The organism is Aeromonas sp. sif0611, from assembly GCF_019218845.1.
GTDB lineage: Bacteria > Pseudomonadota > Gammaproteobacteria > Enterobacterales > Aeromonadaceae > Aeromonas > Aeromonas media.
In genome coordinates this window covers 779358-793392 of sequence record NZ_JAHUWU010000002.1, presented here as the reverse complement: position 1 = coordinate 793392, position 14035 = coordinate 779358, and the positions used below count along the sequence as shown (strand labels likewise).

Here is a 14035-nt window from a genome sequence, read left to right as displayed (position 1 = left end):
GCATATTCCACCTTGCTAACACTCAAAGGGATCATGAGCAGCATCACACCAGGAAGGGAGCTGTCGCGGGAGCAGCAGACGGAAATCACCCGGATCATCGTCAAGGCGGGTCAGATGCTGGCCCAGTTCGGGGCCGAGAGCCGCATCATAGAGCAGACCACGGTTCGGCTTGGCCTGGCACTGGGGCTGGAGAGCGTCGAGATGGCCATCTCCTCCAGCGCCATCGTGCTGACCAGCCTCTATCAGGGCAGTTGTGTCACCACCACCCGGCGGGTGCGCGAGCATGGCATCAACATGCAGGTGGTGTGCGAGATCCAGCGTATCTGCATCATGGCTGAAAAGGCGCTGATCGGCGCGCGCGAGGTGCGTCAGCGGCTCGACGGCATAGTGCCGTTTCACTACCACCCCTGGCTGGTGGTGCCCATGGTGGGGCTCTCCTGCGGCGCCTTCAGCCTGCTGTTCGGCGGTGACTGGCCCATTTTCATGGTGACCTGCCTCTCGGCCTCGGTCGCCATGCGGGTTCGCCAGCTGATGGCTCGCCACCACCATAGCCCCCTCATCAATTTTGCCGTGACCGGCTTCATCGCCACATTGCTCGCCTCCAGCGCCACCTTCTTTGGCTGGGGCGAGCAGCCCTATCTCGCCATGGCCGCCAGCGTGCTCTTGCTGGTGCCCGGTTTTCCGCTGATCAACGCGGTCTCCGACATGGTGAAGGGTTACTTCAACATGGGGCTGGCCCGCTGGGGCACGGCGACCCTGCTGACCATCAGCGCGGCGATAGGGATTATTCTCGCCATGTCGGTGACCGGCATCTGGGGGTGGAAGGTATGATGGATTTGATCTGGCTGCTGGCCAAGGATGCCTTCTGGTCTGCCATTCCGGCGGTGGGTTTTGCCATGCTGTTCAACGTGCCGCCACGGATGTTGAAGTACTGCGCCATGGGCGGCGCCCTGGCCCACAGTCTGCGTACCCTGCTCATCCATTACGGCATGCCCATCGAGTGGGCCACCCTGGCGGCGGCGACCACGGTCGGCTTTGTCTGCGTCTACTGGTCGCGCCGGTTGCTGGCGCCGCGTCCGGTGTTCAGCGTCGCCTCCATCATCCCCATGATCCCCGGCAGCTATGCCTTCAAGGCGATGATAGCCATAGTGGAGCTCAACATCTCCGGGGTGACCATGGAGCTTATCCAGAGCGCGGTGGAGAACGGCTTGAAGGCTATCTTTATAGTAGGCGCATTGAGCTTCGGGCTGGCGATACCCTCCCTGGTCGTGTACCGTAACCGGCCCATAATATGAATGGTTGTGTGAGAGGCTGACACCATGAAAATCTCCATGATTGCCGCCATGGCCCACGATCGTGTGATCGGTCTGGACAACCAGATGCCCTGGCACCTGCCGGCGGATCTGGCCCACTTCAAGCGGGTCACCCTGGGCAAGCCGGTACTGATGGGGCGCAAGACCTTCGAGTCCATCGGTCGGCCCTTGCCCGGGCGCCGAAACCTGGTCATTAGCCGTAACCCTGGATTCAAAGCACCAGGCATAGAGGTTTTTTCATCCATCGACGAGGTATTGGCCACCTTATCTGAGGCCGAGGCGCCAGATGAGCTGATGGTGATCGGCGGCGGCCATCTCTATGGTCAGCTGTTGCCCCGGGCCGACAGCCTCTATCTGACCCGGATCGATCTGGCGGTGGCAGGGGATACCCGCTTCCCCGCCTTCGATGAGGGAGAGTGGCATTGCGTTGAACGCGAGCCTCATGAGGCTGATGAGAAAAACCCTCATCCCTACTGTTTCGAGACCTGGCAGAGGCGCTGACGACAGCGTATTGCCGTGGTAGATGAAAGGCCCCCTGCGCTGCGCAAGGGGCCTTTTTGTTGGCTGCTCCTGGCGCGGTGAATGGAGGTATTTATACAGCGTCGCTTGATCAGCTCTTTTCTTGTCCACCCCCCTAAAATGATTAGTTGTCTAATCAAACTAACCCTTCGAAGATAAGTGCAGTTATTTCCTCGTATCCTACCCCTGAATCAAGCCTTTTTCTCAATATATTCGGCACTTTGATTGAATTTGTTTGCATTTCATTGTCGAACATATGCTGTTATGTCACATTTAGATGGTTTTTTATGTTAAAAATAACCATTTAAAATCAATATGTTATGATTGATGCTCTTCATTGAGACTCTTATGGTTCTTTTATTGGGTCCAAAAATTACTTAGTGTTAAAAGTAGTTGGCTCGCGTTCGACGGTTTGCCTTGCAAGTCGTCGACCATGAAAAAAGGACAATATGACAGTCAAACTCGAGGTTAAATCACTCTACAAAATCTTCGGCGATCAGCCGGAAAAAGCGTTCAAATTGCTGGCGAAAGGGCACGACCGCGCCAGCATCCTGCAAAAGACCGGGCAGACCCTGGGGGTCCAGGATGTCAATCTGGCCATCCACGAGGGGGAGATCTTCGTGGTGATGGGCCTCTCCGGCTCGGGCAAATCCACCCTGGTGCGCCTATTCAACCGGCTGATAGAGCCGACCCGTGGCCAGGTGCTGATCGACGGCGAGGACATCGCCGCCATCTCGGAGCGCGAGCTGCGCCAGGTGCGCCGCAAGAAGATCAGCATGGTGTTCCAGTCCTTCGCCCTGATGCCACACCTGAGCGTGCTGGAAAACACCGCCTTCGGCCTGGAGCTGGCCGGGGTGCCGCTGGCGGAGCGCCAGCAGAGTGCCCGCCAGGCGCTCAATCAGGTGGGATTGGGTCAGTGGATTGACGCCTTCCCCGACGCCCTCTCCGGCGGCATGAAGCAGCGGGTCGGTCTGGCCCGGGCGCTCGCCAATGACCCCGATATCCTGCTGATGGACGAGGCCTTTTCGGCGCTGGATCCCCTGATCCGCACCGAGATGCAGGACGAGCTGCTCAAGCTGCAGGCGAGCCAGCAGCGCACCATCGTCTTTATCTCCCACGATTTGGACGAGGCGATGCGTATCGGCGATCGCATCGCCATCATGCAGGATGGCCAGCTGGTGCAGGTGGGCACCCCGGACGAGATCCTGAACCAGCCCGCCAACGACTATGTGCGCGCCTTCTTTCGCGGGGTGGATCTCGCCAACGTCTTCAGCGCCCGAGATGTGGCCAGCCGCAAGCAGACCCCCCTCATCAAGAAGCACACCACGGACGGGCCGGGCAATGCCCTGCGCCAGCTCAAGGAGCTGGAGCGGGAGTACGGCTATGTGGTGGATCGCAGCCGCCGCTTCCTCGGCGTCGTTTCGGTCGAGTCGCTCGGCCGGGCGGTCCGTGACAAGGGAAGCCTGGAGCAGGCGCTGCTGGCGGACATCCAGCCCATACTGGCGGACACCTCCCTCAATGAACTCATCAGCCAGGTGGCCGCCGCACCCTGTCAGGTGCCCGTGGTCGAGGAGGATGGCACCTATCTGGGACTCATCTCCAAGGCCAATCTGCTCAACACCCTGGACAGGAGTACACCGGTATGAATCTCAACCCCTTTAACCGTCTGCTGACCGGCTTGATGGCACTGTTGCTATTGACCAGCGCTCCCACCTGGGCCGACGAGGCGCAGGCCGATCCCTGGGGCGCTGCGACCACCATCACGCCAGCCGAGGATCCCTGGGGCAGTACGGCCACGGAGGCGGCAGACTGGCAGAGCCAGATCGCAGCCGTCGATGACAGTGCCGCCGTCGACTGGCTGGACCCCTTCCAGCAGGCCATGGTGCCGCTGGATACCTGGGTCGAGGGGGGCATAGGCTGGCTGGTGGAGAACCTGCGGCCTGTGTTCCAGCTGATCCGCGCCCCCGTGGAGCTGGCGCTGGGGGCCATGACCCAGCTGCTGCAGACGGTGCCCTCCACCCTGATGATGGGGCTCCTGACCCTGATCGCCTGGCAGCTGGTGGGCGGCCGCATGGCGCTCGGCACGCTCGCCTCCCTTGTTGGGATCGGCCTTATCGGGGCCTGGTCCGATGCCATGGTGACCCTCGCCCTGGTACTGACCTCGCTGTTCTTCTGCGTGCTGATCGGCTTGCCGGTGGGCATCTTGCTGGCCCGTAGCGAGCGGCTCTCCACCTGGACTAGGCCGCTGCTGGATGCCATGCAGACCACCCCGGCGTTTGTCTATCTCATCCCCATCGTCATGCTGTTTGGCATCGGCAACGTGCCCGGGGTGGTGGTGACCGTCATCTTCGCCCTGCCGCCCATGATCCGGCTCACCATGCTGGGTATTCGTCAGGTGCCCGCCGATCTGGTGGAGGCGGCCCACTCGTTCGGTGCCAGCCCCTCCCAGCTGCTGTTCAAGGTTCAACTGCCGCTCGCCATGCCCACCATCATGGCCGGGGTCAACCAGACCCTGATGCTGGCGCTCTCCATGGTGGTGATCGCCTCCATGATAGCGGTCGGGGGCCTTGGCCAGATGGTGCTGCGCGGTATAGGCAGGCTCGATATGGGGCTCGCCTCCATCGGCGGCCTCGGCATAGTGCTGCTGGCTATCGTACTGGATCGCCTCACCCAGGCGATGGGACAACCGGATCGCACCCGTACCGGCCGCTGGTATCAACGTGGCCCCGCCGCCCTGCTGCTGCGTCTGGCCGGTCGTGACAAGAAAATCGATTACAAAGGAGTAAACGCATGAGACAGATCAATAAAGGATTGACCCTGGGCACATTGCTGCTGAGTACCCAACTGCTGAGTCCGCACGTCATGGCCAGCGCCGAGTTGCCGGGGGAGGGGGTCAAGGTGCAGCCCCTGCAGAGCTCCTTGCCGGAGGAGGCCTTCCAGAGCCTGCTGGTCAGCAAGTTGATGGGGCGCCTCGGTTATGAGGTGCAGCCCGCCCAGGAGGTGGACTACAACGTGGCCTACGCCTCGGTGGCGCAGGGGGACGGCACCTTCCTCGCCTTCAACTGGATACCGCTGCAGGACAACAAGTACGAGCAGGCAGGGGGTGACAAGGTGTTCTTCCGTCAGGGCACCTATGTGGCCGGTGCCGCCCAGGGGTACCTCATCGACAAGAAGACCGCAGCCCAATACGGCATCACCAACCTGGGCCAGCTCAAGGATCCCAAGCTGGCTGCGTTGTTTGACGGCGATGGCGACGGCAAGGCCGATCTGGTGGGCTGCAACCCGGGCTGGGGCTGCGAAGGGGCCATCAACCATCATCTGGACGAGTTCGGCCTGACCCCCAAGGTGACCCACAAGCAGGGCAACTACGCGGCCCTGATCGCCGATACCCTGGCCCGTTACCAGGCTGGCAAACCGGTGCTCTACTACACCTGGACCCCCTACTGGCTCAGCAGCGAGCTGGTGCCGGGCAAGGATGTGGTGTGGCTGGAGGTACCCGCCGATGCCCCTGATGGGGACAAGACCCGGCTGCCGAACGGCAAGAACTACGGCTTTGCGGTGAACACCATGCATATCGTCGCCAACAAGCAGTTTGCCGAGGCCAACCCGGCGGCCGCCAAGCTCTTCTCCATCGTCAAGCTGCCCCTCAATGACATCAACATCCAGAACGGTCTGATGAACAAGGGGCAGAACAAGCCGGCGGATGTGGAGCGTCACGCCGATGCCTGGCTCAAGGGACACGAGGCCCTGGTCAATGACTGGCTGGCCCAGGCGCGCGCCGCCGCTGCGAAAGAGCAGTCTGCGGGCTAAACCCCGCCTCGGCCCAGTCCATGGATGCCAGCAAGCAAAACGCCCGGCTATTGCCGGGCGTTTTTGATGGTCAGCCGCTTGCTCCCGGGATCAGATGCCGGAACCGTCGTGCTCGCCGTTCTCTTCGTGCAGGCCGCATTCACGCTTGAGGCCGAAGAAGCGGGTCTGCTCCTCGCTCATGCCCGGTTCCCACTTGGTGGTGGTGTGGACGTCGCCCACCGAGAGGTAGCCCTGCTCCCACAGGGGATGGTAAGGCAGGTCGTGCTCCTTGAAGTAGTAGAAGACGTCCTTGTTGCTCCAGTCGATCACCGGCAGAAACTTGAAGCGGCCGCGCTGGATGGCCAGCACCGGTAGCTTGCCGCGACTGCCGGCCTGCTCCCGGCGCAGGCCGGAGAACCAGGTGCGGGCGCCCAGCTCCCGCAGCGCCCTGTCCATCGGCTCCACCTTGTTGAGCTGGTTGTAGCGGGTGATCCCCTCCACTCCCTGCTCCCACAAGAGGCCGAAGCGGGCCTCCTGCCAGGCCGGGCTGAGCTCGGCCCGGTAGATCTTCAGGTTGAGGGTGAGGCGCTCGGTCAACTCGTCGATGAAGTTGTAGGTCTCCGGGAAGAGATAACCGGTATCGGTCAGCACCACAGGCACATCGGCCCGCTCGCGGCTCACCAGGTGCAGCATCAGCGCCGCCTGGATGCCGAAGCTCGACGACAGCACGTGTTCCCCCGGCAGGTTCGCCAGCGCCCAGCGCACCCGCTCGGGGGCGCTCATGGCGTCCAGCTCCCGGTTGAGAGGGGCCAGCGCCTCGGTCTGCTCCTCGCGGCCGAGGGCCAGCAGGGCATCGAGGTCGAGCCTGCCATCGGCGGTCAGTGTCAACCGCCCGCTTTCAGTCAGTTCAGGCTGCATAGAAGTCCCTCGCGGAGTCGATAACGGGCGCAACCACCCCAACCCGGATCACGAAGTCGCCGAAGCACTCGTTCCCGTCGCGCTCCTTGGCCCAGCGGCCGATCAGGGTATCCAGCTCGGCCAGGATCTGCGGCTCCGTGATGTTCTCTAGGTGCAGGCGAGGGATGCGGGTCCCCTCGAGGTTGCCCCCCAGGTGCAGGTTGTAGCGGCCCGGCGCCTTGCCCACCAGGCCCACTTCCGCCAGCATGGCGCGGCCGCAGCCGTTGGGGCAGCCGGTGACCCGGAAGATGATGGCGTCATCCGCCAGACCGTGTTTTGCCAGCAAGGCTTCGATGTCGGTGACGAAGGCCGGCAGCATGCGCTCGGCTTCCGCCATCGCCAGGGGGCAGGTCGGCAGGGCCACGCAGGCCATGGACTGCTTGCGCTGCTCGCTGACGCCGTCGTCCAGCAGGCCGTACTGGCGCGCCAGGGCTTCGATGCGGGCCTTCTCGCCGGCAGGCACCCCGGCGATGATGAGATTCTGGTTGGCGGTGAGACGGAAGTCCCCCTGGTGCACCTTGGCGATCTCCAGCATGCCGGTCTTGAGGGGCTTGCCCGGGAAGTCCAGCAGGCGGCCGTTCTCGATGAAGAGGGTCAGGTGGTGCTTGCCGTCGATCCCCTCCACCCAGCCGAAACGATCGCCACGGCTGGTGAACTCGTAGGGGCGAACCTCGCCAAACTGGATGCCGGCCCGGCTCTCCACCTCGGCCTTGAAGGCCTCGACCCCCACTCGCTCGAGGGTGTACTTGGTCTTGGCGTTCTTGCGGTTGACCCTGTTGCCCCAGTCGCGCTGGGTGCTGACCACGGCGGCCGCCACCTCCAGCACGTGGGAGAGCGGGATGAAGCCGAAATCGCTCGCCTTGCGCGGGTAGGTGCTGGTGTCGCCGTGGGTCATGGCCAGACCCCCGCCCACCAGCACGTTGAAGCCCACCAGCTTGCCGTGATCACTAATGGCTACGAAGTTGAGATCGTTGGCATGGATGTCCACATCGTTGTGGGGCGGGATCACCACGGTCGTCTTGAATTTGCGCGGCAGGTAGTTGGAACCCAGGATCGGCTCCTCGTCACCACCCAGCTTCTCGCCGTCCAGCCAGATCTCCACGTAGGCGCGGGTCTTGGGCAGCAGGTGCTCGGAGATCTTCTTGGCCCACTCGTAGGCCTCCTGATGCAGCTCGGACTCCACCGGGTTGCTGGTGCAGAGCACGTTGCGGTTCACGTCGCCCGCGGTGGCTATGCTGTCGATGCCGGTGCTGTTGAGGGTCTGGTGCATCAGCTTGATGTCGCGCTTGAGCACCCCGTGGAACTGGAAGGTCTGGCGGGTGGTCAGGCGGATGCTGCCGTACAGGCTGTGCTCTTCGGCGAACTTGTCGATCACCTGCCACTGGGCCGGGGTGATGATGCCGCCTGGCAGACGGGCACGCAGCATGACGTTGTGCAGCGGCTCCAGCTTCTGGGCGGTGCGCTCGGGGCGGATGTCTCTGTCATCCTGCTGATACATGCCGTGGAAACGGATCAGCTGGAAGTTGTCGCCATTGAAGCCACCGGTGAGGGGATCCTGCAGATCCTCGGCTATGGTGCCGCGCAGGAAGTTGCTTTCGCGCTTGAGGCGTTCGTTGTCGGACAGTGGCCCTTCAACCGGTCCTGCTGCTTGCTTCGAGATTGGTTGCTTGCTCATCAGTAGACATCCCTTTGATAACGTTTGGCACGACGCAATTCGCTCAAATACTCTTCTGCTTCTTCACGGCTCTTGTGGCCATGATCGCTAATCACATCCAGCAGGGCTTCCTGCACATCCTTCGCCATGTGGTTGGCGTCGCCACACACATAGAAGTGAGCGCCAGCTTCCAGCCACTGGTAGAGCTCAAGCCCAGCTTCACGCAGGCGGTCCTGCACATAGATCTTGTTGGCCTGATCCCGGCTGAAGGCCAGGGAGATCTTCGACAGCAGGCCGGATTTCACATAACGCTGCCACTCCACCTGATAGAGGAAGTCCTGGGTGAAGTGGGGGTTGCCGAAGAAGAGCCAGTTCTTGCCCTCGGCACCCTGAGCTTCCCGCTCCTGCATAAAGGCGCGGAACGGCGCAATGCCGGTACCCGGGCCCACCATGATGACGGGGGTGTCGGGGTTGGCGGGCAGTCGGAAGTTGTCGTTGTGCTCCACAAATACCCGGACCTCGGCGTCTTCAGGCAGACGGTCCGCCAGATAGGAGGAGGCGCCGCCACTGCGCACTGTGCCATCTTCCTGCGGGTAGCGCACCACGCCCACGGTCAGGTGCACCTCTTCTTCCACCTCGCTCTGGGCGGAGGCGATGGAGTAGAGGCGCGGGGTCAGCGGGCGCAGCAGTTTGACAAGCTGCTCTGCAGTGAGTGTGGCGGGGAAGCGTTTCAGCACATCCACCACCTGGGCGCTGGCCACCAGGGCGTTGACCTGAGCCTTGTCGCCTGCCAGGTCTTTCAGTGCCGCGTTGCCCGATATGTCAGCGAGCCCTGTGATGAAACCGCCGTGCAAGCGGGTCAGCTCGAAGTGGCGAGTCAGGGCCGCGCGCAGCGGGCCCTGGGCGGTGGCTTCATCGCCATTGAGGCCGGTCAGGGCCAGCACTTCCCCCACGAGATCGGCGTCGTTGTCGAACCAGATACCCAGGGCATCCCCCGGCTGATAAGTGATGCCGGACTCTTCCAGGTTGATCTCGATATGGCGGATATCCTTGGTGGAGTCACGGCCGGTGATCTTCTGATTGACCGAGAGCCGTGCCGGGAAGGGGTTCTCCTTGTGATACTGGCTATGGCCGACGGCTTGCTGCACCGAGCCCGCTACGCTGGCTGTCGCGGCGCCAGCAGAGAGGGTGGTGGCGACGGCATTGACTGCCTGTTCGCCCCAGGCACTGGCCGCGTCCTGATAATCCACGTCCAGGCTCGCGAGCTCATGAATGCGCTCGGCCCCGGCTTTTGACAGGAAGTCGTCGAAGTCCTTGCCGGTCTGGCAGAAGAATTCATAGGAGCTGTCACCCAGCCCCAGCACGGCGAACTTGAGGCCCTCGAGTTTGCCAATCTTGCCCTTCTTGAGCTGCTCGAACAGATCGACCGCGCTCTCCGGCGGTTCACCCTCCCCGTAAGTGCTCACTACCACCAGCAAATGGCTCTCTTTCTTGAGCTGCTTGGGTTTGTAGTCCGCCATCGAGGTCAGGGTCACCGGCAGACCGTGGGCCTTCGCCTGAGCCTGGATGGCGCTGGCGACACCCTTGGCGTTGCCGGTCTGGGAGCCGTAGAGAATGGTCAGGCTGCCACTGGGGGCGGCCACGGCGGCGCTGGTGGCGACGCTCTGGACGCCAGACTGGGAGAGGCCGTAGAGATAACCGCTCACCCAGGCGAGTTGCTGGGTGTTGAGGGTCGACAAGACCTGATTCAGTTGGCGCTGCTGTTCGTCAGAGAGCGGGCTTATGTTGGGTATTGGGGCTGTCAATTGCATCACACACGTCTTCCATGGTCTGATTTTTGGTCAGGTTAAGGGGTGTAATGAATAACAACAAAGAATAAAAATATCTTCTTTATGCGATTTATGAATTTATAAAGCCAAAATCCGCCTCAGCGACTCCCCGGCTGTGGTATAAAAATCGCAATATTGAGTCCCTTTCTGCCTCTCAGGATCTGCCGATGTCCAGACTGTTTCATGTCAATGCCTTCAGCCAGCACCCCTTCGGGGGCAATCCCGCCATCGTCGTATTGGGGCCGGAGCGCAGCGATGCCGAGCTGCAGGCCATGGCGGCGGAGTTCAACCTGTCGGAGACCGCCTTCCTCAGCCCCCTGGCGGAGGCGCACTATCGGCTGCGCTGGTATACCCCGACGGTCGAGGTGGATCTCTGCGGTCACGGTACCCTGGCGGCGGCCCATGTGCTGTGGCAAAGCGGGGCTGTGGCCCGCTCCCAGACGCTGCGCTTCGAGACCCGCAGCGGCCTGCTGGAGGCCAGCGCCGAGGGGGAGTGGATCCGGCTCGACTTTCCGCGTACCCCCCTTGCTCCACTGACACTGGATCCCGCTTATGCCGAGGCCCTCGGCTGCACGCCGCTGCAGACCCTGGCCGCCGGTGCCAAGTTCCTGCTGGTGCTCGGCAGCGAGCAGGAGGTGCAGGCCCTCAAGCCGGACTTCCACGCCCTGCGGGCCTTGCCCGGTCGTGGCCTGATGGTGACGGCGCCGTCGAAGGGTCCGGACCATGACTTTGTCTCTCGCTATTTCGCCCCCTGGGTCGGGGTGGAGGAGGATCCGGTCACCGGCTCCAACCACTGCGCCTTGGTACCCTTCTGGGCCGAGCGCCTCGGCAGGGCGCAACTGAGGGCGCGCCAGATCTCCGCGCGCGGCGGGGAGCTTGTGCTCGAGTTGCAGGGAGACAGGGTGTGGATGTCGGGTCAGGCGCTGACCCTGTGGCAGGGTGAGTGGCTGCTGCCACCCTGCCCATAAGCCGCAAGCCGGTTGTTGTCTTCGCCATAAAAAACGCCCCGCAGTTGCGGGGCGTTTTATTGCTAGCGCGCTCGGGCTGGCCGAGCAGCAGGCTTATTTCTGTTGCGGACGCAGGGCCGGGAACAGGATGACGTCACGGATGGTGTGGCTGTTGGTGAACAGCATCACCAGACGGTCGATACCAATACCCTGACCGGCAGTCGGCGGCAGGCCGTGTTCCAGCGCGGTGACGAAGTCGGCGTCGTAGAACATGGCTTCGTCGTCGCCCGCTTCTTTCTGGTTCACCTGATCCTGGAAGCGCTTGGCCTGATCTTCTGCATCGTTCAGCTCGGAGAAGCCGTTGGCCAGCTCGCGGCCACCGATGAAGAATTCGAAGCGATCGGTCACGTCCGGGTTCACGTCGTTGCGGCGGGCCAGCGGAGAGACGGCAGCCGGGTACTCGGTGATGAAGGTCGGTTGCAGCAGCATGTGCTCAACGGTCTCTTCGAAGATGGCGGTGATCACGTGGCCCAGCTCCCAGCCCTTCATCAGCTCGATGTGCAGACGCTTGGCGACGGCGGTGGCGCTCTCCAGGGTGGCCAGATCGTCCTTGGTCACATCCGGGTTGAACTTCAGGATGGACTCGACCATGGTGAGGCGCTGGAACGGCTGACCGAAGTCGATGGTCAGACCCTCTTCGCCCTCTTTGGCGTAACGGATCTTGGTGTCACCCAGGATGTCCTGGGCCAGGGTGCGCAGCAGCTCCTCGGTGAGATCCATCAGATCGATGTAATCGGCATAGGCCATGTAGAACTCGATCATGGTGAACTCGGGGTTGTGACGCACCGAGATCCCTTCGTTACGGAAGTTGCGGTTGATCTCGTAGACACGCTCGAAACCACCCACCACCAGACGCTTCAGATAGAGCTCGGGGGCGATACGCAGGTACATGTCGATGTCCAGCGCATTGTGGTGGGTAACGAACGGACGCGCGGAGGCACCACCCGGGATGACCTGCATCATGGGGGTTTCCACTTCCATGAAGCGCTTCTCGTTGAAGAACTTGCGGATGCCGGCCACCACTTGGGTGCGGATCATGAAGGTCTTGCGGGACTCTTCGTTGGCGATCAGATCCAGGTAGCGCTGGCGGCAGCGAGCTTCCTGATCGGTCAGGCCCTTGTGCTTCTCAGGCAGCGGACGCAGTGCCTTGGTCAGCAGGCGGATTTCGCCCACATGGACGGAGAGCTCGCCGGTGTTGGTGCGGAACAGCGTCCCTTCGACACCGACGATGTCCCCCAGATCCCACTTCTTGAACTGCTCGTTGTAGAAGCCTTCCGGCAGGTCGTCACGGGTCACGTAGATCTGGATCTTGCCAGCCATGTCCTGCAGGGTCGCGAAGGAAGCCTTGCCCATGATCCGGCGGGTCATGATACGACCGGCAATCTTCACCCGTTTATTCAAGGCCACCAGCTCGTCGGCGCTCTTGTCGCCAAACTCGGCGTGCAGATCGCCGGACAGGCTGTCACGACGGAAGTCGTTGGGGAAAGGGTTGCCCTGGGCGCGCAAGGCGGCCAGCTTGGAGCGACGCTCAGTCATCTCGTTGTTCAGTTCGAGAGTCTGGTCGACTTCCGGAGTAGTGGTTTGTTCAGACATGGTGATTCCTGCTGCTCTGTTTACAGGCCTGATTTCAGGCTGGCTTCGATAAACTTGTCCAAGTCGCCGTCGAGTACCGATTGGGTATTGCGGGTCTCGACGCCGGTACGCAGATCCTTGATACGGGAGTCATCCAGTACGTAGGAGCGGATCTGGCTGCCCCAGCCGATGTCGGACTTGGTCTCTTCGAGGGCTTGCTTCTCGGCGTTCTGCTTCTGAATTTCCAGCTCGTAGAGCTTGGCCTTCAGCTGCTTCATACACTGATCTTTGTTCTTGTGCTGGGAACGGTCGTTCTGGCACTGCACCACGACGCCGGTCGGGACGTGGGTGATACGCACCGCGGACTCGGTCCGGTTGACGTGCTGACCACCGGCACCAGAGGCGCGGTAGACGTCGATGCGCAGATCCGCCGGGTTGATCTCGATCTCGATGTCGTCATCGATCTCGGGATAGACGAAGACGGAGCAGAACGAGGTGTGGCGACGGCCACCGGAATCGAACGGCGATTTGCGAACCAGACGGTGTACGCCGGTTTCGGTGCGCAGCCAGCCGAAGGCATACTCGCCGGTGAACTTGACGGTGGCGGACTTGATGCCGGCCACGTCGCCCTCGGAGCATTCGATGAGCTCGGGCTTGTAGCCGTGAGCATCACCCCAGCGCAGGTACATGCGCAGCACCATGTTGGCCCAGTCCTGGGCCTCGGTGCCGCCGGAGCCGGACTGGATGTCGATGTAGCAGTCGGAGCCGTCGTGCTGACCGGAGAACATGCGACGGAACTCGAGATCCACCAGCTTGGCTTCCAGCTGATCGGCTTCGGCGACGGCCTCGTTGAAGGTCTCCTCGTCTTCGCCCTCGACCGCCAGGCTGACCAGCATCTCGACGTCCTCAGCACCTTGTGTCAAGACGTCTATGGTGGTGACCACGTTGTCCAGCGACACGCGTTCCTTGCCCAGCGCCTGTGCGCGTTCCGGCTCATTCCAGACATCCGGCTGTTCCAGCTCGGCATTGACCTCTTCTAGACGCTCTTTCTTGGCGTCATAGTCAAAGGTACCCCCTAAGCAGCTCGGTCCTCTCAGACAGCTCCTTAAGCTTGTTTAATACAGGATTGACTTCAAACATCGTGAAAACTCTCGGGGTCGATGTGATTTAAAAACGGGATATTCTAGCCAATTGCGGAAGGAATAAACAGGGTTGGCTGGCCCTGGCCGCCTTCTGTCACCGATTTCGGATGCCGTTTTGTGCATTCTTGCGGAAAATATCGTCAGCTACCCCATTTTCGACTTCAGTTTCGTGCGCCTTGGCCGCTAACAACAACATGGAGTGCCGCGCACTTTTCGAGTAATCCTGTTCCTGACCCCACAAGAAGAAAGCATG

The 14035-nt window shown here is 61.8% G+C and carries 12 protein-coding genes; 7 read left to right on the top strand and 5 right to left on the bottom strand.

Annotated elements, in window-relative coordinates; translation table 11 throughout:
- The first annotated feature begins 33 nt into the window (after nt 1–33).
- The 6 genes from KW824_RS08515 to proX all read left to right on the top strand — a co-directional run bounded on the left by KW824_RS08515 (nt 34) and on the right by proX (nt 5642).
- On the top strand, nt 34–831 hold the full coding sequence (locus KW824_RS08515; protein WP_049832147.1) for a threonine/serine exporter family protein: 798 nt from the start codon (nt 34–36) through the stop codon (nt 829–831).
- A complete protein-coding gene (locus KW824_RS08510) occupies nt 828–1295 on the top strand; it encodes a threonine/serine exporter family protein (protein WP_041205157.1) in 468 nt (155 codons plus the stop codon). Before KW824_RS08515 ends, KW824_RS08510 begins: the two co-directional genes overlap by 4 nt.
- A gap of 24 nt (nt 1296–1319) precedes the next feature.
- Nucleotides 1320–1814 (top strand): type 3 dihydrofolate reductase, encoded by a 495-nt coding sequence (gene folA / locus KW824_RS08505; protein WP_043129962.1) that lies wholly within the window; start codon nt 1320–1322, stop codon nt 1812–1814.
- Nucleotides 1815–2281: 467 nt separating this feature from the next.
- Nucleotides 2282–3478 carry a glycine betaine/L-proline ABC transporter ATP-binding protein ProV gene (gene proV, locus KW824_RS08500; protein WP_218409529.1) on the top strand — a complete coding sequence of 399 codons (1197 nt, stop codon included), beginning with the start codon at nt 2282–2284 and terminating at the stop codon, nt 3476–3478.
- Complete coding sequence (gene proW, locus KW824_RS08495) at nt 3475–4626, top strand: glycine betaine/L-proline ABC transporter permease ProW (RefSeq protein WP_256351300.1); 1152 nt, start codon at nt 3475–3477, stop codon at nt 4624–4626. The genes proV and proW overlap by 4 nt, the downstream gene beginning before the upstream one ends.
- Nucleotides 4623–5642: a glycine betaine/L-proline ABC transporter substrate-binding protein ProX gene (gene proX, locus KW824_RS08490; protein WP_218409528.1), complete on the top strand. Its 1020-nt coding sequence runs from the start codon at nt 4623–4625 to the stop codon at nt 5640–5642. Before proW ends, proX begins: the two co-directional genes overlap by 4 nt.
- 90 nt (nt 5643–5732) lie before the next feature.
- On the opposite strand, the gene KW824_RS08485 is transcribed toward proX, so the two are convergent.
- From KW824_RS08485 to KW824_RS08475, 3 genes are read right to left on the bottom strand one after another with little or no spacing between them, the layout of a single operon-like run.
- Nucleotides 5733–6539 (bottom strand): phosphoadenylyl-sulfate reductase, encoded by an 807-nt coding sequence (locus KW824_RS08485; RefSeq protein WP_218409527.1) that lies wholly within the window; start codon nt 6537–6539, stop codon nt 5733–5735.
- The gene (gene cysI, locus KW824_RS08480) at nt 6529–8253 is read right to left on the bottom strand and encodes an assimilatory sulfite reductase (NADPH) hemoprotein subunit (protein ID WP_005326510.1); all 1725 of its coding nucleotides are present in this window, start codon (nt 8251–8253) and stop codon (nt 6529–6531) included. Before cysI ends, KW824_RS08485 begins: the two co-directional genes overlap by 11 nt.
- On the bottom strand, nt 8253–10043 hold the full coding sequence (locus tag KW824_RS08475) for an assimilatory sulfite reductase (NADPH) flavoprotein subunit (protein ID WP_218409621.1): 1791 nt from the start codon (nt 10041–10043) through the stop codon (nt 8253–8255). Before KW824_RS08475 ends, cysI begins: the two co-directional genes overlap by 1 nt.
- A gap of 185 nt (nt 10044–10228) precedes the next feature.
- On the opposite strand from KW824_RS08475, the gene KW824_RS08470 reads away from it, so the two are divergent.
- Nucleotides 10229–11029 (top strand): PhzF family phenazine biosynthesis protein, encoded by an 801-nt coding sequence (locus KW824_RS08470; RefSeq protein WP_371316606.1) that lies wholly within the window; start codon nt 10229–10231, stop codon nt 11027–11029.
- Nucleotides 11030–11122: 93 nt separating this feature from the next.
- On the opposite strand, the gene lysS is transcribed toward KW824_RS08470, so the two are convergent.
- Both lysS and prfB read right to left on the bottom strand, forming a co-directional pair.
- Nucleotides 11123–12661, bottom strand: coding sequence for a lysine--tRNA ligase (gene lysS, locus KW824_RS08465; protein WP_005326517.1), 1539 nt, complete (start codon nt 12659–12661; stop codon nt 11123–11125).
- Between the two features lie 20 nt (nt 12662–12681).
- A protein-coding gene (gene prfB, locus KW824_RS08460; RefSeq protein ID WP_218409526.1) for a peptide chain release factor 2 occupies nt 12682–13780 on the bottom strand; the annotation gives its coding sequence in 2 pieces (ribosomal slippage) (nt 12682–13704 and nt 13706–13780; 1098 coding nt in all).
- Nucleotides 13781–14035: the final 255 nt, after the last annotated feature.